Origin of the sequence: Serinicoccus profundi, from assembly GCF_008001015.1 — a bacterium.
In the GTDB taxonomy this organism is placed as follows: domain Bacteria; phylum Actinomycetota; class Actinomycetes; order Actinomycetales; family Dermatophilaceae; genus Ornithinicoccus; species Ornithinicoccus profundi.
This window is the reverse complement of sequence record NZ_CP042862.1, coordinates 1,241,569-1,261,067: the sequence shown is the minus strand read 5'-3', so window position 1 is coordinate 1,261,067 and position 19,499 is coordinate 1,241,569. Positions and strand designations below refer to the sequence as shown.

The window sequence follows — 19,499 nt, the reverse complement described above, 5'->3', positions numbered from 1 at the left end:
CGACACCGCGTCGTGCGAGACTGGACAGGTGAGCCCCCGCAGCCCCGAGGACGGCCCCGCCGATCCTGACGTGGACCGGGCCTTCCGCGAGATCGTGGCCGGCCTGCGCGGTGAGGACTCCCCTCCCTCGGGCCGCGTGGTCAACCCGCCGTGGCCACCCGCGGAGCAGCAGCGCCCGCAGCACCTCGGCACCGGCACCCCTGAGGGGATGGCGACCGACCACCGCTCCTACGAGCCGCCCGAGGACCAGGACGAGGACCACTTCGTCCCCCCACCCCCGGAGCCCCTGCCCGCCGGTGACCTGCACTTCTGGGGGATCGTCATCGGCCTCGTCGTCGGGCCGCTGCTCGTGGTCTGCTCGGCGATCGTGCCCCTGCTGCCCCCGGGCTTCGCCGCTCTGGGTCTGGTGCTCGCGGTCGCCGGCTTCGTGCTGCTCATCCTGCGCCAGCCCCGCCGGCGCCGCCCCTTCGACAACGACGACGGCGCCCGGGTCTGAGGGCGCGGCCGGGGGTCGGGCACCGCGCCCGGTGCGGCGCTCAGATCTCCAGGTCGACCCAGACCGGCAGGTGGTCGCTCGCCTCGCGCACCGGCATACCCTCCAGCAGCGCCGGGTCTCCCGGCGTCACCGCACGGTGCCCCCGGGCGAAGATCGCATCGATGTGACGGTGCGGCTGGTGCGCGGGGAAGGTCGGGTGCTCGGCACTCACCTCGACCAGGGCCTCGGTGAACCTCCCCCAGGCCGCCCCGTCGGGCCCCTCGTTGAGGTCACCGCCGACGACCAGCGGCACGTCGTCCGGGAAGGCCGGGTCGGCGGCGAGCTCGGACAGGACCGTCCCGGCGTGCTCCACCCGCTGCTGCGCGCGCAGCGACAGGTGGACCGAGACGACATGGGCCCGCTGCCCCCCCGGCAGCCGCACCTGGGTGAGGGTGTAGCTGCGCGGGTTCTCCCGCAGCCCGACGCGCAACCGCCGGTCCTGCGAGTCGGTGGCGGTGACCCGGAGCGCGGTCATGAGGCCGGTGCCGCTGACCAGGCGGGTGCGACCTGACCACAGCAGGTCGCAGTCCCGGGCGAAGGCGCTGACGGCATACTCCGACCCGGGGTATCGGGGCAGCTCCTGCAGCAGGAGGACGTCGGGGCGCATCGCGCGGACCACCGCCGCGGCGGCCTCCGCGCTGTCCTTGAGTCCACGCAGGTTGTAGCTGGCGACGCGCAGGGAGGGCATGGGCTCATCCTCCCCCACGTCGCCCGAGGACGAGGTATGCGGGGTCACTCGGTGCGTGCGCGCGTCAGGCCGAGGGCCCGGCCGCCGCGTGCCGCGCGAGGTCGGCGGCGCCGACCATCCCGGCCACCTCCCCCAGCTGCGCCGCGCGCACCGGCGGGACCGGGCGGTGGCCGCGCCCGACCAGGGTCCGGGCCAGGGTCTCCCGCGCCGGGTCCAGCAGGAGGTCGCCGGCCAGGCTCACCCCGCCCCCGATGACGACGGTGCCGGGGTCGAGGGAGGCCGCGACGCCGGCGAGGCCGACCCCGAGGTGTCGACCGACCTCGGCCAGGATCTCCCGGCTCGCCCGGTCACCCTCGCGCGCGGCTCGCGTCACGTGCTCCCCGGTGAGTGCCCCGGGCTCTCCCCCGTCGAGCGTGCGGACGAGCGCCGAGGCGTGGTCACCACCGGCGGCCACCACTTCCCGGGCCAACCGGGCGATCGCCCGACCGGAGGCGTACTGCTCCCAGCAGCCACGGTTGCCGCACTCGCAGCGCAGCCCGTCGGGGACGAGCTGCTGGTGCCCGAACTCACCGGCCAGTCCGTGCCGGCCGCGCTGCAGCCGGCCCTCGGTGAGGATCGCGCCCCCGATGCCGGTGCCGAGCGTGAGCATGACGAGATGACTCTCCCCGACCCCGGCGCCGTAGCGGTGCTCGGCCCACGCCGCGGCGTGCGCGTCGTTGTCGACGAGGACCGGGCGCCCGAGCCGCCTCGCGAGGTTCTCCCGCAACGGCTCGTCGCGCCAGGACAGGTGCGGGGCGAAGACCACCCGCCCCTGGGCCGCGTCGACGAAGCCGGCGGCACCCACCCCGACAGGGATGGCGCCGCGCTCGGCCACCGCGACCTGCCCCAGCAGGTCCAGCACGACCTCGGCGATGAGCTCTTCCACCTCGGCCGCCGCGACGGTCCGCCCCGGGGTGAGCCGGTGGACCCTCGCGACCACCTCACCGGTGGCCTCGACCAACCCTGCCTTGACCCGCGTCCCGCCGACGTCGACCCCGACCGCCGGTGGCGCCGAGGTCGCGGGACGCAGGCTCACACCCGTCGCGAGGCGAGGTCCGCCGCGCCGATCATCCCCGCCTCGTTGCCCAGCTCCGCGAGCACGACCGGGATGATCTCCCGGTGCCCACGCCCCGTGAGATTGCGTGCGAAGGTCCGTTTCGCGGGCTGCAGGACGAGGTCCCCCGCCGCCGAGACACCGCCGCCGATGACGAGCAGGCCGGGGTCGAGGATCGCCGCGAGCGAGGCCAGTCCCTCACCGGCCCAGCGGCCGACGTCCTCGAGCAGCTCCTGCGCGGCAGGGTCCCCCGCCTGCGCCACCTCGGTCACCATCACGCCGCTCAGCGCGGAGGGGTCACCCCCGCAGGCGTCGGCGAGCGCGCCCGCGTGCGGGCTGCCGCCGGCCACCAGGTCGCGCGCCTCGCGCACGAGGGCGCTGCCGGAGGCATACACCTCCCAGCAGCCCTTGTTGCCGCACCCGCAGCGGTGGCCGTCCGGCACCATCCGCATGTGCCCCACCTCGGCCGCCATGCCGTGCGTGCCCCGCACGAGCTCCCCGTCGACGACGATGCCCCCGCCCACCCCGGTGCCGAGGGTGATGAGGACCATCTCCTCGACGTCGCGGGCGGCGCCGAAGCGGAACTCTCCCCAGGCCGCCGCGTTGGCGTCATTCTCCAGCACCACCGGCAGGCCGGTCGCCTCCTCGAGGCGCTCCCGCAGCGGCTCGTCGCGCCAGGCGAGGTTGGGCGCGAAGACCACCATGTCGCCGCTACGGTCGATGAAGCCGGCGCACGCGACGCCGACCGCGTCCACCGGGCGCTCCGGCCCGAGTCGCTCGGTGAGCTCGCGCAGGACGTCGGCCACGGCGGTGACGATGTCGTCGGGTGCCTGCGCGGGTGTCTCCCGCAACGCCTGTTCCAGGATGCTGCCGTCCTGCACCGCGCTCGCCGCGATCTTGGTGCCCCCGATGTCCACGCCGACGCAGATGCTCACCCGATCACCCTATCCCCCGAGGGTAGGGTGAGCACCCCTTGAACGAACCCGAACCACCCACGGGAGGTGCTGTCGTGCGCGAGGTGTCCGTACCCCTTCTGGTGTCCGAGGACGCCCCGGGAGGGATCGCCGACTACCTGCGCCGGTGGACGCTGCGGGAGCCGGGACGGGTCCTGGTCTCGGTGCCGCACGACGGGGGCTGGGAGGACGTCACCGCAGCCGAGCTCTCCAGGCGGGTCGACCGGCTCGCCAAGGGCTTCATGGCCGCGGGCGTCCAGCCCGGGGACAGGGTGGCCATCATGAGCCGGACCCGGCTGGAGTGGACCCTCGCCGACCTCGCGCTGTGGACCGCAGGCGCCGTCCCGGTGCCGATCTATGAGACCAGTGCCCCGGAGCAGGTGCGCTGGATCTGTGCGGACTCCGGTGCGGTGGCCGTCATCGTGGAGGACGCGGCGATGATGGCGACCCTGGCCGGCTGCCGTGACGGCCTGGACCAGCTGCGCGACGTGTGGCAGATCGAGTCCGGGTCGCTGGACGAGCTCGCCTGCGCCGGCGTCGAGATCAGCGACGAGGAGCTGGAGGAGCGTCGCAGCACGGTCTCCCGGGCGGATCTCGCGACGATCATCTACACCTCCGGCACGACGGGGCGCCCCAAGGGCTGCGAGCTGACGCACGACAACTTCATGTCGTTGGCGGACAACGCCTGCGAACGGTTGTCCGTCATCGTCGACGCCCCGGGCGCCGCCAACCTCATCTTCCTGCCGCTGGCCCACGTCTTCGCGCGCTTCATCCAGGTCGTCTGTCTGCGGGCCGGAGTGCGGATGGGGCACTGCCCGGACCCGCGCAGGATCCTCGACGACCTCGCGGGCTTCGGGCCGACCTTCCTGCTGTCGGTCCCACGGGTGTTCGAGAAGATCTACAACGCGGCCGAGCAGAAGGCCGAGGCGGCGGGACGCGGGCGGCTCTTCCGTTGGGCCGCCCGCGTCGCCGAGGCCTACAGCCGCGCCCTCGACACCGGGTCGGTGCGGGTGAGCCTGCGCGCCCAGCACGCGCTGGCCGACCGGCTGGTCTACTCGCGACTGCGCGCCTCGCTCGGCGGTCGGGTGACGCACGCGATCTCGGGGGGTGCAGCCCTCGGCGAGCGCCTCGGGCACTTCTTCCGCGGCGCCGGACTGGTCGTGCTCGAGGGGTACGGGCTGACCGAGACCACGGCACCGGCCACCGTGAACACCCCTGACCTCCTGCGCATCGGCACGGTGGGGCGTCCGTTGCCGGGGGTCGCGATCCGGGTGGAGCCGGACGGGGAGATCCTCGTCAAGGGCGTCGGGGTGCTGCGGGGCTACCGCGGCGACCCGTCGGCCACCGAGGCGGTGCTCTCGGACGGGTGGCTACGCACCGGAGACCTGGGCGAGCTGGACGCCGATGGATTCCTGCGGGTGACCGGGCGCAGGAAAGAGATCATCGTCACGGCCGGGGGCAAGAACGTCTCCCCTGGGCCGCTCGAGGACCGCCTGCGGGCGCACCCGCTGATCTCGCAGTGCATCGTCGTCGGCGAGGGTCGGCCCTTCGTCGCGGCCCTCGTGACGCTGGACGCGGACGTCCTGCCCGGGTGGCTGGGCCAGCACGATCTCGCAGACGTCTCCGCAGAGCAGGCCGCGTCCCACCCGCTCGTGCGCCAGGAGATCCAGGCCGCCGTGGACCAGGCCAACTCCTCGGTGAGCCGGGCGGAGTCGATCCGGGCGTTCACCGTGCTGACCGAGGACTTCACGATCGAGTCGGGGATGCTCACCCCCTCGCTCAAGCTGCGGCGCACCGCGGTGACCGAGGCCTACGCGGCGCAGATCGAGACGGTCTACCAACGCCGTTGAGCGCGGGAGGCACGTCGTCAGTGCGTGCGGCTCACGGCTCGCGTTCACCCCACGCCCGTCACACGGACCACAGACTGCCGGGACATCGGGATCTGCCGAGGTCGTCATCCCGCGCAGATACCGTCATCCCCCCCACCCTGGGACCCCAGGGGGCGGTGTGACCTCAGGCGTAGGCCGCCCCCGGGCTGAGCTTCAGCCCGCGGCGACCCTGCGGGTGGGCTCGACGTGGGCGCGGGCGGCGCGCGCTTCCTGGGGCGCGACCAGGCCGGCCCGGACGAAGGCGCTCACCGCGGCCAGCTCGTCGCTGTCCAGACCTGCGGACGACGCGTCGTCCGGATCGACCGGGACGCCGGGTCCAGGTTCGCCCGGCGCGGCCTGCCCGGCTCGCTCCGCTCGGTCCGCTCCGGGCCGGGGTGAGGGTTCGGCCGCCCGGGTGGGCGTCTCCAGCCAGATGCGGCCCAGGACGGGCACGAAGCAGTCACCGCAGTGCCGCCCCCGGACGGGGCAGGTCTCGCAGTCGATCACCGCGACGGACTGGCCTCGCGGGGTGGGTGGTGTGGGGTGTGGGTACATGGGTCCACCTCCTTCATGACGACGACGCTAGGGCTGCCCACCGACAGACCCCGCTCCCCGCGCGCCGTCAGGGGTCTGTCGGTGGGCCGCCCTAGCCTCACCGGTATGCAGATGCGGCACACGAGCCTCGCGGGCCCCACCCGGCACCGCACCGCGGGGGGCACCCGGTGACCGGGACCACGGAGCGGGTGGTGACCTACACCCAGGAGACCTTCGGCGATCTCGGCACCCCACTGTCCGAGACGACTTTCGTCGTCGTCGACCTCGAGACCACCGGCGGGTCCCCCGCCGGGTCGCAGATCACCGAGTTCGGTGCGGTCAAGGTGCGCGGGGGCCAGGTCCTGGGTGAGTTCCAGACTCTCGTCCGGCCCGCCACCCCCATCCCGGCCTTCATCACGGTCCTGACCGGCATCACCAACGCCATGGTGGTGCAGGCCCCGGCCATCTCCACCGTGCTGCCGCAGTTCCTCGAGTTCGCCCGGGGCAGCGTGCTCGTCGCCCACAACGCCGGCTTCGACGTGTCCTTCCTCAAGGCGGCGGCCCGCGAGACGGGGCACCCCTGGCCGGGTTTCCCGGTCCTCGACACCGTCCGGCTGGCCCGTCAGCTGGTGCGCAAGGACGAGGCCCCCAACCACAAGCTGGCCAGCCTCGCGCGGCTGTTCGGGGCGACCACCACCCCCGACCACCGTGCCCTGCACGACGCGCGGGCGACGGTCGACGTCCTGTACGGCCTCATGGAGCGGGTCGGCAACCTCGGGGTGCACACGCTGGAGGAGCTGCAGTCCTACAGCTCGAGGGTCAGCCCGTCACAGCGCCGCAAACGGGTCCTGGCCGAGGCGATGCCGTCGGCCCCCGGGGTCTACGTCTTCCGCGACGGCACAGGAACCCCGCTCTACGTCGGCACCGCGACGGATCTGCGGCGGCGGACCCTCACCTACTTCACCGCCTCCGAGACCCGGCGGCGGATGACGGAGATGGTCGGCCTCGCCGAGTCCTTGACCCCCATCGTCTGCGCCACCCCCCTGGAGGCCTCGGTCCGCGAGCTGCGCCTCATCGCCGAGCACAAGCCGCGCTACAACCGCCGCTCACGTCACCCGGAGAAGGCCGTGTGGGTGCGCTTGACCGACGAGGCCTTCCCCCGGTTGTCCGTCGTGCGCTCGGTCAAGGACGACAAGGCGCAGTATGCCGGCCCGTTCGGCTCCCGGCGCTCCGCGGAGGCCGCCGTCACGGCCCTGCACGAGGTCGTCCCGCTACGCCAGTGCACCCGGCGCCTGTCGGCGCGCTCCCCCGGCACCAGTGCCTGCGTCCTGCTCGAGATCGGCCGCTGCGGGGGTCCGTGCGTGGGAGCCCAGAGCCGGGAGGACTACGCCGAGGTGGTCGCTCGGGCGGGTCAGGCCCTCGCCGGGAGCACCACCGAGGTCGTGACGGCGCTGCGGTCCCGCCTCGACGACCTCGCCGAGCAGGAACGCTTCGAGGAGGCGCGCACGATGCGTGACCGGATGATGGCGCTCGTGCGGGCCGCCGCCCGGAGCCAGCGGCTGCGGCCGGTCGCCCGCGCACCCGAGATCATCGCCGCCCGGCGCGGCGAGCAGGGCGGGTGGGAGCTCATCTGCGTCCGCCACGGCCGGCTGAGCGGCACGAGCGTGAGCCCCCGAGGGGCTGACCCGATGCCCTACGTCGCGGCGCTCCGCGAGACCGCCGAGGTCGTCAGCGCTCCAGACGCATCGGCCGCACCTGCGGCGCTGCCGGAGGAGACCGAGCTCATCCTGCGCTGGCTGGAGTCCCCCGGGGTCCGACTGGTCGACCTGTCGGGCGAGTGGACGTGCCCCGTCGACGGAGCCGGCGCGAGCCGCGCTCTCCTGGAGCCGGTGGCGGCGACATGGTCGGGCGCCGAGCCCGGAGTCGCCGGGCAACCCCGGCCCCTGGACCGGCCGGTGGGTGCACTCCCGGCCTGATCAGCTCAGTGGTCGAGGCCGAGGGAGAAACCCGCCTCGAGGTCTGAGGAGGAGTAGGCCCGGAAGGAGATGTGCGTCGTCGTCTCCAGGACGCCGCCCACCTTGTTGAGCCGGTCGGCGATGACGTCGGCGAAGTCCTCGTGCCGCTGGACCCGCGCGATGGCGATGAGGTCGACGTCTCCGGTGACGGAGTAGACCTCCCGGATGCCGTCGATCTCGGCGATCTCCTGGGCGGCCTCGGGGATGCGGCCGACCTCGGCCTTGATCATGACGATGGCAGAAATCACCCGCTCACTGTAGCGGCCGGTGACTCAGCCCCATCCCAGCTCGTGCAGCCGGTCGTCGTCGATCCCGAAGTGGTGGGCGATCTCGTGCACTACCGTCACGGCGATCTCGTCGAGCAGCTCGTCCCGGTCCTCGCACATGCGCAGCAGCGGACCCCGGTAGATGAAGATGCGGTCCGGCAGCTGCATGCCCCAGTCCCGTTCGGTGAGCGGCACCCCGTCGTAGAGACCGAGCAGGTCCGGCTCCTCCGGCGGCGGCTCGTCCTCGACGAGGAAGACGACATTGTCCAACCGGGCCATGAGACCGTCCGGCACCAGGTCGAGGGAGTCGCCGACGGCGTCCTCGAACTCCTCCCGGGACATCGACATCGCTTCCGCCGGACCGGTGTCGGCAGGAGTCGACGACGCCCCACCACCGGTCTCGGTGGCGGGGCGCTCGTCGTCGGGCTGGTGCTCAGTGATGGCGCGGAGGTGCCTGCACCGACGAGCCGTGGTGGTCGGTGAAGTCGTCGTCACCGATGCTGTCGTTCACCGGCACCCCGAGCTGCGGCGCGGAGGCCTGCTCCAGCGCGTCGTGCTCGCCGTGGTGGTGCGCCGCGGCGAGCTCGGAGGGAGTCACGGGGGTGACCGAGTCCTTGTAGAAGAAGGACGACGCCGCCGCCTGCAGCCCGGCCAGCGGTCCCCGACGGCGCGCGACGCCGCGGCTGTCGACATCCGGGCCCTGGGTGAGGCCCAGCGGGGTCGGCGGGTCGTAGTCGACGAGGGCCCACCGCTCGTACTCGTCCAGCGGCTCGTGGGCCTCGAAGAAGCGACCCTCCGGCGTCCGGACGATCCGGCCGGTCTCGTTGCCGTGCAGGACCCGCTCGCGGTCGTGGCGCTGCAGCGACAGGCAGAGCCGCTTGGTCACGACGAACACGAGGACCGGGAGGACGAAGAACAACGTCCGGAAGAGGATCGTGAGGTCGTTGATGGACAGCCCGAGCTTGATCGCGAGGATGTCGTTGATGCAGGCGAGCGCCAGCACGAGATACATCGAGATCGCCGCCATACCGATCGCGGTCCGGGTCGGGGCGTTGCGCGGGCGCTGGAGGATGTGGTGCTCGCTCTTGTCACCGGTGATCCATGCCTCGATGAAGGGATAGGCGCCCATGATCGCCCAGACCAGGGGCAGCAGCACCAGCGAGCCGAGGAAGATGTTGAAGCTCCACACGGTGCCGAACAGCGTGAACTCCAACCAACCCGGGAGCAGACGCAGTGCGCCGTCGGAGAACCACATGTAGAAGTCGGGCTGGCTGCCCGCGGTCACCTGGGTCGGGTCGTACGGTCCGTAGACCCACACGCCGTTGATCTGCACCAGGGCCGAGACCAGGGCGGTGATGCCGAAGACCACGAAGAAGAAGCCACCGGCCTTCGCGGCATACACCGGCATGATCGGGAACCCGACGACATTGTCGTTGGTGCGACCCGGGCCGGGGTACTGCGTGTGCTTGTGGACGACGACGAGGGCCAGGTGCAGCACGAAGAGGCCGACGATGATCGCCGGGAGCAGCAGCACGTGGGCGATGTAGAGCCGGGGAATGATCGCCTCGCCCGGGAACTCCCCGCCGAAGACGAAGAACGTCATCCAGGTGCCGATCACCGGCGCCGACATCATGAAGCCGTTCATGGCCCGGATGCCAGTACCCGACAGCAGGTCGTCCGGGAGGGAGTAGCCGGCGAAGCCCTCGATGGCGGCGAGGAGGGAGAGGACGACCCCGATGACCCAGTTGATCTCCCGCGGCTTGCGGAACGCGCCGGTGAAGAAGACCCGGGCTGCGTGCAGGGCGATGCCGACGATGAAGAAGAGGGCCGACCAGTGGTGCAGCTGCCGGATGAGCAGACCGCCCTTGACCTCGAAGCTGATGTCGAGGGTGGAGGCGTAGGCCTCGGACATCCCGACACCCTTGAGCGGGACGTAGTCGCCGTCGTAGGTCACGTGGCCCATGCTCGGGACGAACCACAGGGTGAGGAAGGTGCCGGTGATGAGCGCGATGATCATGGAGTACATCGCGATCTCGCCGAGCAGGAAGCTCCAGTGGTCGGGGAAGACCTTCTTGAGGGCGAAGCGCAACCCCTTGGCGGCGCCGACGCGTTCGTCGGCCCAGACCAGGGCGCCCGGGAACTTCGCGTCCGGGGAGGACTGGTCGGTCTGGCTCTGCGGCCGCTGCGGCTCGGTGGTGTCGGTGCGGAGGTGGTCGGCACCCTGGGGCACGTGCGTCGTCATGACTCGTCATCTCCCAACAGACCTGGGCGCTCGCGCTCCCAGAAGCTTGGTCCGATCGGCTCGCGGAAGGAGTCCGCGGCCACGATGTAGCCCTCGGCGTCCACCGTGATCGGCAGCTGGGGCAGCGGCCTCTTGGCCGGCCCGAAGATCACCGTGCAGTCGTCGGTCATGTCGAAGGTCGACTGGTGGCAGGGACACAGCAGATGGTGGGTCTGCTGCTCGTAGAGCGCCACGGGGCACCCGACGTGGGTGCACACCTTGGAGTAGGCGACGATGCCGTCGTAGCCCCACTCCCGTTGCTTCTCGCTGGTGATGAGCGAGGGGTCGAGCTTGACCAGGATGACCTGGTCCGTGGCCTTGGCGGCCATGACCTCCTCGGCACCGTGCTCCTCGAAGGCCTGGGGCCCGGCCCAGCCCTCGGGCATGATGTGGAAGACCGACCCCTGGGTGACGTCGGCGGCCCTGACCGGCGCCCCGGAGTGATCGACCACCAGCGGAACACCCTCTTCCCAGTGCGTCTCGAACAGGGCTTCGCGGCTCGGTCGGGGACCCAGACCGGCGACGACCGGGAGGACCAGCGGCAGGGCGAAGAGGCCCAGCGCCCCACCGGCCGAGCCGAGGATGGCCGAGCGCCGGTTGAGCTGGGAGCTGCGCCAGCCGTGGGACAGGGTCTGACCGACGACGAGCCGGTCCTCCTCGCCGGACGCCTGCGGGTGGCGCTCCTCGATGACCTCCTCGTCGGGCATGAGGGTCTTCGCCCAGTGGATCGCACCGAGTCCGATCCCGAGCAGGGAGAGCCCCATGGTCACGCCGAGCGCGAGGTGGTAGAGGTTCATCTCCCCGATGCCGAGGAGATAGCCCTTGAGGTCCGGGTCGATCGCGAAGTAGGCGACGACGAAGGCGATCGAGGCGAGGGCCGACATCGTGAACATCGCCACGACCTGGACCTCGGCGCGCTTGGCGGCCTTGGGGTCGACGTCGGCGCGCCGCGGCACGTGCGGCGGCAGACCGGGGTTCTCGAACCGGTCGGTCCGGGCCGGCGACGCGTGCGAGTCACGCACGGCGGGGGTGGTGTCGTCGTGGTGGGGGGTCGTCATGTCTCAGGCCGCCTTTCGTCCGAGCCACACGGCAGCGCCGATGAACGCGAGGATCCCGATGGTCCAGGCGAAGAGCGCGTCCCCGGCCGGGCCGAGGCTCCCGAGCGTGTGACCGCCCTGGTCGTTGGCGCCGTCCTCCACGCTCTTGAGGAAGGCGATGACGTCGCGCTTCTCCTCGGGCGTGATGTTCTGGTCGTTGAAGACCGGCATCGACTGCGGGCCGGTGAGCATGGCTTCGTAGATGTGCTGCTCGTCCACGCCCATGAGGGTGGGGGCGTACTTGCCACGGGTGAGGGCACCTCCGGTGCCCGAGGAGTTGTGGCACATCGCGCAGTTGGTGCGGTAGACGGCACCGCCGTTGGCGGGGTCGCCCTGCGAGGGGTCCAGCCACCGCGCCTCCGGCACGTCCGGGCCCGGTGCCAGGGAGTCGATGTAGACCGCGAGGGCCTCGATCTGCTCGGCGCTGAACTGGACCTGAGAGATGTTGCGCTCGGCCTGGACCCCCGGCGCCGGGAGCGGCATACGACCCGTGGCGACCTGGAAGTCGACCGCGGCAGCGCCCACGCCGTGCAGCGAGGGACCGTCGCTGCCGTTGCCCCCGGCGTTGGTGCCGTGGCACGAGGCACAGTTGGCAAGGAAGAGCTGGCGTCCTTCCTCGAGCTGCTCGGGCGAGGCCTCCTCCGCGGACGTGCCCGGGGCGGCGCCCGTCTGCAGCGCGGCATACGCGGTGCCGGTGAAGGCGAGGCCGAGGAACAGCAGCACCAGCAGCGCGAGTGGGCTACGGCGACGGGCGGCGAGGAAACTCACTCGACGGTCCTTCCGGGGTGCAGGAGTGGCTGGGCGGGGTCCGTGCGGCATACGGCTCACCGCACGAGGTAGATCACCGCGAAGAGGGCGATCCAGACGACATCGACGAAGTGCCAGTAGTAGGACGTGACCACGGCACCGGTCGCCTGCGCGTGGGTGTAGCGCTTGGCGGTGAAACTGCGGCCGATGATGAGCAGGAAGGCGATGAGCCCGCCGGTCACGTGCAGCCCGTGGAAGCCTGTGGTGATGAAGAACACCGAGCCGTAGGGGTCGGCGGTCGGAGTCAGGCCCTCCATGGTCAGGGTGGCGTACTCCCACACCTGACCGGCGATGAAGGTGGCTCCGAAGAGGTAGGTGAGGGTGTACCACTCGCGCATGCCCCAGCCGGTCTCCCCCAGCGGGTTGCCGATGTGGAAGATGCTGCCGGTGCGGTGCGGGATGCCCCGCTCTGCCTTCCACACCCCGAACTGGCACCACACCGAGGAGACGACCAGGATCATGGTGTTGATGGAGGCGAAGGTCACGTCGAGGTACTCGGTGCGCTCGGCCCACAGGTCGGCCGCGACCGAACGGATCGTGAAGTACATCGCGAACAGCCCCGCGAAGAACATGATCTCGCTGCCCAGCCACACCATGGTGCCGACCGCCACCATGTTGGGGCGCGTCGCCGGTCCGTGCGCGGTCGCGTGGAACCGGTCCGCGTCGCTCAGGGTTGCTGCAGGAGTTGTCGCCACATGCTCATCTTACGCATCGAGTGACTGCCCGCGCGACCACCCCACCGCGGCCGCTCCCATGCTTTCTCCGGCCGCAGAGGCTCGGTAGGATCGCCTGCATGAGCACTCCTGCGGTTCCCTCCGCCTCCACCGGCGCCACCACCACCTCCGTCTCGGTCCTGCTCTACAGCAACGACCGCAGCGTGCGGGACGCCGTCCGGGTGGGGGTCGGCGATCGGCCGGCCGACGACGTGGTCATCACCCGGTGGATGGAGTGCGCCACCCCCGAGGTCACGCTCCTGGAGGCCCAGAGCGGTGCCTACGACCTGTTGATCCTGGACGGCGAGTCCCAGCCCTACGGCGGGATGGGCGTCTGCCGGCAGCTCAAGAACGAGCTCTTCGACTGCCCGCCCGTCCTCGTGCTCACCGGGCGCCCCGGCGACGGCTGGCTCGCGACCTGGTCGCAGGCCGACGCCGTGCTCTCCCGGCCGCTGGACGAGGCACGCCTCACCGCGGCCGTCGCGGACCTGGCTCGCCGGTGACCCCGGGCGCCGGCCCGACGGATCCGGAGGTCGCTGGGCAGTCCGACCACAGCTGGCCGGATGTCCTCACGGCGCTGACCCGGGGCGAGGACCTCTCCAGCCGCACGACGTCATGGGTCATGGACCAGGTGATGACCGGTTCGGCCAGCGATGCGCAGCTGGGCGGCTTCCTCGTCGCGCTGCGCACCAAGGGTGAGACCGCTCAGGAGATGTCCGGCCTCTCGGCGACCATGCTGGAGCACGCCCTGCGGTTCTCCGTGGACGGACCGACCGTCGACATCGTCGGCACCGGTGGCGACCGGGCCATGACGGTCAACATCTCGACCATGTCGGCCGTGGTCATGGCCGCGGCTGGCGCGCGGGTGGTCAAGCACGGCAACCGCGCGGCGTCCAGCCGGTCGGGGTCCGCCGACATGCTCGAGGCGCTCGGCGTGCGCCTCGACCTCTCCCCCGAGCGGGTGAAGGAGGTCGCGCTGCAGGCCGGGATCACCTTCTGCTTCGCCCTGACCTTCCACCCCTCGATGCGGTATGCCGGAGCGGTCCGTCGCGAGCTGGGGATCGGCACCGCCTTCAACTTCCTCGGCCCGTTGACCAACCCCGCGCAGCCCCGCTACGCCGCGGTGGGCTGCGCGGACGCCCGGATGGCTCCCCTGATGGCCGAGGTCTTCGCGGCCCGGGGCACCGAGGCGGTCGTCTTCCGCGGTGATGACGGGCTCGATGAGATCACGACGGCGACGACCAGCCGGCTGTGGTGGGCCGACGCCGAAGGGCACGTCCAGGAGCACGTGCTGGACCCCCGCCGGCTGGACCTCCCCCTGCACCCGCTGGAGTCCCTGCGGGGGCAGGACGCCGAGCACAACGCCGAGGTCGCGCGACGACTCTTCGCCGGTGAGCGCGGCGCCGTGCGGGACGCCGTGCTGCTCAACGCCGGGACGGCGCTCGCGCTCGTGGAGGCGGGCGAGACCTCCGCGCACCCGCGCACCGGGGATCAGCTGCACGACACGATCCGCAGCGGTATGCAGCGGGCTGCCTCAGCCCTGGACGACGGCGCCGCCACGCGCGTCCTCGAGCGGTGGGTCGCCGCGACCGGTGGAGCCGCCCCGCGATAACGTCGCCCGCATGCGTGCGATCATCGTCGACCAGCCCGGAGGGCCGCAGGCCCTCACCCTCGTGAACCGTCCCACCCCCGAGCCCGGGCCGGGCGAGGTGCTCGTGGACGTGGCGACAGGCGGGGTGAACTTCATCGACGTCTACCACCGCACCGGGGCCTACCCCATGCCCACCCCCTTCGTGGTCGGCAGCGAGGGTGCGGGGACGGTGCGCGCTCTCGGCGAGGACGTCTCCGAGGTCTCTGTCGGCGACCGGGTCGCCTGGGCGATGTGTCCCGGCACGGGGTATACCGACGAGACCGTGGTCCCGGCCGACCGCCTGGTCCTCGTCCCGGCCGAGGTCGACCTCGAGACGGCGGCCGCGGTCATGCTGCAGGGGCTGACCGCCCACTACCTCGCCCGGACGACCTTCCCGGCCGCACCAGGGCACACCGCCCTCGTGACCGCGGCCGCCGGCGGCGTGGGGCTTCTGCTCACCCAGCTCCTGGCGCAGGCGGGCGTGCACGTCATCGGCACGGTCGGCTCGTCGGAGAAGGCCGCGCTCGCCCGGGAGGCCGGGGCCGCCGACGTGGTGCTGTACCGCGAGGAGGACCTGGTCGACCGGGTCCGGGAGATCACCGACGGCGGCGGGGTCGAGGTCGTCTACGACGGCGTCGGCAAGGACACCTTCGAGGCCGGGATCGAGGTGCTGGCCCGTCGGGGGATGATGGTGCTCTTCGGGGCGGCCAGCGGCCCGGTGCCGCCGGTCGACCCACAGCTGCTCAACCGCTCGGGCTCACTCTTCCTGACCCGACCCACGTTGGCCGACTACGTCGCCGACCGGGCCGAGCTGACGGCCCGTGCCGACGACCTGCTGCACCTCGTCGCGCGCGGTGATCTCGACGTCCGGATCTCCCGGCGCTACCCGCTGGCGCAGGCCGAGCAGGCGCACCGTGACCTCGAGGCGGGCGGCACGACGGGCAAGCTGCTCCTGGTGACCTGAGGCGGCAGACGCACGCGTGGCGTCGGGCCGCTGACGAACGCGACGAGTCCCGTCCCCGCCGTGGTCGACCGGTGCCTCAGATCGCCTTGGACCCTCGGAAGAACTCGAAGGTCCAGCCCAGGATCGCCACGAGCAGGAAGGGCACGGCGCAGATCAGCAGCCACCAGCCCACGGCCAGCCCGAGGGCCACCGCGGAGATGGACAGCCCCAGCCACAGCGGCCACCAGGAGTAGGGCGCGAAGTGGCCGTAGTCACCGGAGAGATCGGCGATCTCGCCCTGCAGGTCGTCCTCCGGGCGGGCGTCGGTCTTGCGGCCGGTCACCCAGAGGTAGAAGGCGATGAACGCCGTGAAGAGCATCGTCAGGAGCAGGCCGATGATGCCGACCCATTCCTTGGGGTCGGTGAAGTAGGCGTACAGCGCCGTCGCCAGTGCGAAGAAGGGCACCAGATAGGCGAAGACCTTGACCTCTGCCTTCATCAGTCACGCTCCTGTCCGGTGTAGCCGCCGGTGTCGGTACCGGTGCGGCCGTCGGGGTCGGTGTCCGGGCCACCGAGCAGCTGCTCGGCGACCCCCTTGTCGGGCTCCGCGGACTCCAGCGTGCCGATCTCCGGGTGGTGGAGGTCGAAGGCGGCCCGCTCGGACCGGATCCGCGGCAGGGAGTCGAAGTTGTGCCGCGGCGGCGGGCAGGAGGTGGCCCACTCCAGCGACATGCCCCAGCCCCACGGGTCGTCGACCTCGACCTTCGGCGTCTTGAAGCTCTTCCACACGTTGTAGAAGAACGGCAGCATCGAGGCCGCGAGAAGGAAGGAGGACACGGTGGACAGCTGGTTCATCCAGGTGAAGCCGTCCTCGGGCATGTAGTCGGCATAGCGCCGGGGCATCCCCTCCACACCCAGCAAGTGCTGGATGAGGAAGGTGCCGTGGAAGCCGAGGAAGAGCATCCAGAACTGGATCTTGCCCAGCCGCTCGTCGAGCATGTGCCCGGTCAGCTTGGGCCACCAGAAGAAGTAGCCGGCGAACATCGCGAAGACGACCGTGCCGAAGACGACGTAGTGGAAGTGGGCCACGACGAAGTAGGTGTCCGTGACGGCGAAGTCCAGCGCCGGGCTCGCGAGGATGACGCCGGTCAGGCCACCGAAGAGGAAGGTCACGAGGAAGCCCACCGCCCAGAGCATCGGGGTGTCCATCTTGATGGACCCCTTCCACATGGTGCCGATCCAGTTGAAGAACTTCACCCCGGTCGGCACGGCGATGAGCATCGTCATGATGGTGAAGAACTCCAGCAGGACGGCGCCCGTGGCATACATGTGGTGCGCCCACACCGACACCGAGAGCGCGGCGATCGCCATCGTCGCCAGCACCAGCGTCTTGTAGCCGAAGAGCGGCTTGCGGGAGAAGACCGGGATGACCTCGGAGATAATGCCGAAGAACGGCAGCGCGATGATGTAGACCTCGGGGTGGCCGAAGAACCAGAACAGGTGCTGCCAGAGCAAGGCCCCGCCGTACTCGGGGTCGAAGATGTGCCAGCCGAACATCCGGTCGGCCGCCATCCCGAAGAGGGCCGCGGCGAGCACGGGGAAGACGACGAGCACGAGGATCGAGGTGACGAGCACCGTCCAGGTGAAGATCGGCATCCGGAACATCGTCATGCCGGGCGCCCGCATGCAGACGATGGTCGTGATGAAGTTGACCGCACCGAAGATCGAGGCGAAACCGGTCACCGCCAGGCCGATGACCCACAGGTCGCCGCCCAGCCCGGGGCTGTGCGTGGGGCCGGCCAGCGGCTGGTAGGCGAACCAGCCGAAGCTCGCGGCGCCGCTGGGGGTCAGGAAGCCGCCGACGGCGATGAGGCTGCCGAAGAAGAACATCCAGAAGGCCAGCATGTTGAGCCGCGGGAAGGCGACGTCGGGCGAGCCGACCTGGAGCGGCACCAGCGCGTTGGCGAAGCCGGCGAACAGGGGGGTGGCGAACATCAGCAGCATCACCGTGCCGTGCATGGTGAAGAGCTGGTTGAAGACCTCGGGGTTGTCCACGACCTGGAGCCCGGGGACGAAGAGCTCAGCCCGGATGAACAGCGCCATGATGCCGCCGATGACGAACCAGCCCATGGTCGCGACAAAGTAGAGGTTGCCGATGACCTTGTGGTCGGTCGTCGTGAGCACCCGGACGGCGTTGCGCACGAAGGAGCTGCGCTCGGGCATGGGCGGCACCGCGGTGCGGGTGCCGACATCGGGGCGATCGGTGGTGATGGCCATCAGTTGTCCACTCCCTCGGGCAGCTTGCCCTGCTGGTCGGGCTGCAGCTCGTAGTAGTCGAGGTCCGGACCCAGCTGGCCGGTGTTGCCCGACTCCTCGAGGTCGGCGATGAAGGCGGAGTACTCCTCCTGCGAGACGACCTCGACGTTGAAGAGCATCTGTGAGTGGTAGGCACCGCACAGCTCGGCGCACTTGCCGGCGAAGGTGCCCTCCTCGGTGGTGGTCACCTGGAAGATGTTGACCCGCCCCGGGACCATGTCCATCTTCTGGAGGAAGTTGACGACCCAGAAGGAGTGGATGACATCGCGCGAGGTCAGGACGAACTCGACGCGGCTGTCCACCGGCAGGACCAGGGTCGGGAGCGTCTCGGGGAGGCCCTCCTCACCCTCGGTGAGCGCCTCGGCCTGCTCCCCCGTGACGAAGACCTGCTCGTTGACGTAGTTGAAGTCCCAGCTCCACTTCTTGCCGGCGACGTTGACGACGACGTCGGGCTCGGGCTCGGTGTCGAGCATGGCGTTCTGCAGGGGGACGGTCTGCCCGAACATCGCGGCGACCATGAGGATCGGCACCACGGTGTAGAGGATCTCGAAGGGCACGTGGTAGCGGAACTGCACGGGCACGTCGTCCTCGCGCCGACGCCGGTAGGCGAAGACGGACCACAGGATGAGGATCCAGACCAGGACCCCGACGGCCAGCGCCGCGATCCAGGTGGCGTTCCAGAAACTGATGATGTCCGGACCGACCTCGGTCGCGGGCTCCGGGAGGAATCCGCGCGACACGGCCTCACCGCATCCGGAGAGCAGGGCAGCGGTCGCACCGATGGCGACGACTCCCCCGATCTTGCGGCTCCGGGACCGGCTCAGGACCGGTGCTTCCTCACGCCGTGGCACGGATCCACTTCTTGATGCTGGGACGGTCGGCTTCACGCCGCTCACTCTACCCTCACACCAGGGCGCACGTGCGTGGCCCCAGGGGGTATGCCGCGCCATCGGCCGGGCAGGTCCTCGTGGACCCGCGCCGCCACCAGAGCGAGGTAGGTGGCCCGGTCCACAGCGCGCACCCCCAACGAGCGCAGGTGCGGGGTCTGCCACTGCACGTCCAGCAGCCACGGCTCGCCGTCCTCGGACAGCACGTCGACGAGTCCGGCCAGCGCCTTCTTGGAGGCGTCGGGGGCCCGGTGGAACATCGACTCCCCCGCGAACAACCGGCCGATCGCCAGGCCGTAGACCCCGCCCACCAGCTCGGCACCACGCCATACCTCGACCGAGTGGGCCCAGCCGAGCGCGTGCAGCTCGCGGTAGGCGGAGAAGATCTGCGGGGTGATCCATCCGCCGTCCCGGGCGGGGTCGGCGCACCCCTGCACGACCTCCTCGAAGGCCTCGTCGACGCTGACCCTCAGGTCACGGGTCGCCCGCCGGGCCGTGCGGCTGAGGTGCAGGTCACCGGGCAGCAGGACTCCGCGGGGGTCGGGCGACCACCAGCCGATGGGCGGGGTACCGCCCTCCCCCAGGCCCATGGGGAAGAGGCCGGAGCGGTAGGCGGCGAGGATCGTGCCCGGCTCCAGGTCCGCGCCGATGCCGACGAGATCCTCCCCAGCAGCGGCGCCGGCCGTCGTGAGCTCCCACGCGGTGGGCTCAGGCTCCGCCGGACCACCGGCTACGTCTCCGGCGACTGGGCCGCCCCCGGCCACGCCGCCCCCGGCTGCGCCGGGGACGACTCCAGCGGCTACGCCGCCCCCGGCTACGCCGGGGACGACTCCGAGCTCGCTCCGCTCGCCCATTCTTCTCTGTTCCGCGGAA

Annotated in this window: 20 protein-coding genes; 6 read left to right on the top strand and 14 right to left on the bottom strand. The window is 71.2% G+C overall.

What is annotated here, in order from left to right; genetic code table 11:
* Positions 1–28 precede the first annotated feature (28 nt).
* On the top strand, positions 29–496 hold the full coding sequence (locus FA582_RS05785; protein WP_141567484.1) for a hypothetical protein: 468 nt from the start codon (positions 29–31) through the stop codon (positions 494–496).
* 40 nt (positions 497–536) lie between these two features.
* Here FA582_RS05785 and FA582_RS05780 read toward each other — a convergent pair whose 3' ends face one another.
* The 3 genes from FA582_RS05780 to FA582_RS05770 all read right to left on the bottom strand — a co-directional run bounded on the left by FA582_RS05780 (position 537) and on the right by FA582_RS05770 (position 3,251).
* On the bottom strand, positions 537–1,223 hold the full coding sequence (locus FA582_RS05780) for an endonuclease/exonuclease/phosphatase family protein (RefSeq protein ID WP_010146487.1): 687 nt from the start codon (positions 1,221–1,223) through the stop codon (positions 537–539).
* Between the two features lie 64 nt (positions 1,224–1,287).
* The gene (locus tag FA582_RS05775; RefSeq protein WP_010146484.1) at positions 1,288–2,298 is read right to left on the bottom strand and encodes an ROK family glucokinase; all 1,011 of its coding nucleotides are present in this window, start codon (positions 2,296–2,298) and stop codon (positions 1,288–1,290) included.
* Positions 2,295–3,251, bottom strand: coding sequence for an ROK family glucokinase (locus FA582_RS05770; protein ID WP_010146483.1), 957 nt, complete (start codon positions 3,249–3,251; stop codon positions 2,295–2,297). Before FA582_RS05770 ends, FA582_RS05775 begins: the two co-directional genes overlap by 4 nt.
* Before the next feature lie 74 nt (positions 3,252–3,325).
* Between FA582_RS05770 and FA582_RS05765 the strand changes: the two genes are divergently transcribed.
* The gene (locus FA582_RS05765) at positions 3,326–5,119 is read left to right on the top strand and encodes an AMP-dependent synthetase/ligase (RefSeq protein WP_051125090.1); all 1,794 of its coding nucleotides are present in this window, start codon (positions 3,326–3,328) and stop codon (positions 5,117–5,119) included.
* Between the two features lie 192 nt (positions 5,120–5,311).
* Here the strand turns inward: FA582_RS05765 and FA582_RS05760 are convergent, their stop codons facing one another.
* The gene (locus FA582_RS05760) at positions 5,312–5,692 is read right to left on the bottom strand and encodes a hypothetical protein (RefSeq protein ID WP_010146481.1); all 381 of its coding nucleotides are present in this window, start codon (positions 5,690–5,692) and stop codon (positions 5,312–5,314) included.
* Positions 5,693–5,859: 167 nt separating this feature from the next.
* Here FA582_RS05760 and FA582_RS05755 point away from each other — a divergent pair, with 167 nt between their 5' ends.
* A complete protein-coding gene (locus tag FA582_RS05755; RefSeq protein WP_010146480.1) occupies positions 5,860–7,647 on the top strand; it encodes a DEDD exonuclease domain-containing protein in 1,788 nt (595 codons plus the stop codon).
* Between the two features lie 5 nt (positions 7,648–7,652).
* On the opposite strand, the gene FA582_RS05750 is transcribed toward FA582_RS05755, so the two are convergent.
* From FA582_RS05750 to ctaE, 6 genes are all read right to left on the bottom strand, one after another.
* Positions 7,653–7,934 (bottom strand): Lrp/AsnC family transcriptional regulator, encoded by a 282-nt coding sequence (locus tag FA582_RS05750; protein WP_010146478.1) that lies wholly within the window; start codon positions 7,932–7,934, stop codon positions 7,653–7,655.
* A gap of 24 nt (positions 7,935–7,958) precedes the next feature.
* Positions 7,959–8,300 carry a metallopeptidase family protein gene (locus FA582_RS05745; RefSeq protein WP_010146477.1) on the bottom strand — a complete coding sequence of 114 codons (342 nt, stop codon included), beginning with the start codon at positions 8,298–8,300 and terminating at the stop codon, positions 7,959–7,961.
* 85 nt (positions 8,301–8,385) lie between these two features.
* Positions 8,386–10,194: a cytochrome bc1 complex cytochrome b subunit gene (qcrB, locus tag FA582_RS05740; RefSeq protein WP_010146476.1), complete on the bottom strand. Its 1,809-nt coding sequence runs from the start codon at positions 10,192–10,194 to the stop codon at positions 8,386–8,388.
* Positions 10,191–11,291 (bottom strand): cytochrome bc1 complex Rieske iron-sulfur subunit, encoded by a 1,101-nt coding sequence (gene qcrA, locus FA582_RS05735; RefSeq protein WP_010146475.1) that lies wholly within the window; start codon positions 11,289–11,291, stop codon positions 10,191–10,193. Before qcrA ends, qcrB begins: the two co-directional genes overlap by 4 nt.
* Before the next feature lie 3 nt (positions 11,292–11,294).
* The gene (gene qcrC, locus FA582_RS05730) at positions 11,295–12,098 is read right to left on the bottom strand and encodes a cytochrome bc1 complex diheme cytochrome c subunit (protein WP_010146474.1); all 804 of its coding nucleotides are present in this window, start codon (positions 12,096–12,098) and stop codon (positions 11,295–11,297) included.
* Positions 12,099–12,154: 56 nt separating this feature from the next.
* The gene (gene ctaE, locus FA582_RS05725; RefSeq protein WP_474734846.1) at positions 12,155–12,832 is read right to left on the bottom strand and encodes an aa3-type cytochrome oxidase subunit III; all 678 of its coding nucleotides are present in this window, start codon (positions 12,830–12,832) and stop codon (positions 12,155–12,157) included.
* A 98-nt stretch (positions 12,833–12,930) separates the two neighbouring features.
* Here ctaE and FA582_RS05720 point away from each other — a divergent pair, with 98 nt between their 5' ends.
* The 3 genes from FA582_RS05720 to FA582_RS05710 are packed head-to-tail and all read left to right on the top strand — an operon-like array spanning position 12,931 to position 15,444.
* Complete coding sequence (locus tag FA582_RS05720; protein WP_010146472.1) at positions 12,931–13,353, top strand: response regulator transcription factor; 423 nt, start codon at positions 12,931–12,933, stop codon at positions 13,351–13,353.
* Complete coding sequence (gene trpD, locus FA582_RS05715) at positions 13,350–14,462, top strand: anthranilate phosphoribosyltransferase (protein ID WP_010146471.1); 1,113 nt, start codon at positions 13,350–13,352, stop codon at positions 14,460–14,462. Before FA582_RS05720 ends, trpD begins: the two co-directional genes overlap by 4 nt.
* A gap of 10 nt (positions 14,463–14,472) precedes the next feature.
* Positions 14,473–15,444 (top strand): quinone oxidoreductase family protein, encoded by a 972-nt coding sequence (locus FA582_RS05710; RefSeq protein WP_029540370.1) that lies wholly within the window; start codon positions 14,473–14,475, stop codon positions 15,442–15,444.
* Between the two features lie 76 nt (positions 15,445–15,520).
* On the opposite strand, the gene FA582_RS05705 is transcribed toward FA582_RS05710, so the two are convergent.
* The 4 genes from FA582_RS05705 to aat are packed head-to-tail and all read right to left on the bottom strand — an operon-like array spanning position 15,521 to position 19,480.
* Positions 15,521–15,922 carry a cytochrome c oxidase subunit 4 gene (locus FA582_RS05705; RefSeq protein ID WP_010146468.1) on the bottom strand — a complete coding sequence of 134 codons (402 nt, stop codon included), beginning with the start codon at positions 15,920–15,922 and terminating at the stop codon, positions 15,521–15,523.
* Complete coding sequence (gene ctaD, locus FA582_RS05700; protein WP_010146467.1) at positions 15,922–17,700, bottom strand: aa3-type cytochrome oxidase subunit I; 1,779 nt, start codon at positions 17,698–17,700, stop codon at positions 15,922–15,924. Before ctaD ends, FA582_RS05705 begins: the two co-directional genes overlap by 1 nt.
* On the bottom strand, positions 17,700–18,590 hold the full coding sequence (gene ctaC, locus FA582_RS05695; protein ID WP_010146466.1) for an aa3-type cytochrome oxidase subunit II: 891 nt from the start codon (positions 18,588–18,590) through the stop codon (positions 17,700–17,702). The genes ctaD and ctaC overlap by 1 nt, the downstream gene beginning before the upstream one ends.
* Positions 18,591–18,631: 41 nt before the next feature.
* On the bottom strand, positions 18,632–19,480 hold the full coding sequence (gene aat / locus FA582_RS05690; protein ID WP_141567482.1) for a leucyl/phenylalanyl-tRNA--protein transferase: 849 nt from the start codon (positions 19,478–19,480) through the stop codon (positions 18,632–18,634).
* Positions 19,481–19,499 lie beyond the last annotated feature (19 nt).

What these genes read in the sequence shown, in the direction of transcription:
- FA582_RS05780 (WP_010146487.1), bottom strand. Translation starts at nt 1,223, where the DNA reads ATGCCCTCCCTGCGCGTCGCCAGCTACAACCTGCGTGGACTCAAGGAC.
- FA582_RS05705 (WP_010146468.1), bottom strand. Translation starts at nt 15,922, where the DNA reads ATGAAGGCAGAGGTCAAGGTCTTCGCCTATCTGGTGCCCTTCTTCGCA.
- FA582_RS05760 (WP_010146481.1), bottom strand. Translation starts at nt 5,692, where the DNA reads ATGTACCCACACCCCACACCACCCACCCCGCGAGGCCAGTCCGTCGCG.
- FA582_RS05745 (WP_010146477.1), bottom strand. Translation starts at nt 8,300, where the DNA reads ATGTCGATGTCCCGGGAGGAGTTCGAGGACGCCGTCGGCGACTCCCTC.
- FA582_RS05720 (WP_010146472.1), top strand. Translation starts at nt 12,931, where the DNA reads ATGAGCACTCCTGCGGTTCCCTCCGCCTCCACCGGCGCCACCACCACC.
- qcrA (WP_010146475.1), bottom strand. Translation starts at nt 11,291, where the DNA reads ATGACGACCCCCCACCACGACGACACCACCCCCGCCGTGCGTGACTCG.
- FA582_RS05710 (WP_029540370.1), top strand. Translation starts at nt 14,473, where the DNA reads ATGCGTGCGATCATCGTCGACCAGCCCGGAGGGCCGCAGGCCCTCACC.
- aat (WP_141567482.1), bottom strand. Translation starts at nt 19,480, where the DNA reads ATGGGCGAGCGGAGCGAGCTCGGAGTCGTCCCCGGCGTAGCCGGGGGC.
- qcrB (WP_010146476.1), bottom strand. Translation starts at nt 10,194, where the DNA reads ATGACGACGCACGTGCCCCAGGGTGCCGACCACCTCCGCACCGACACC.
- ctaD (WP_010146467.1), bottom strand. Translation starts at nt 17,700, where the DNA reads ATGGCCATCACCACCGATCGCCCCGATGTCGGCACCCGCACCGCGGTG.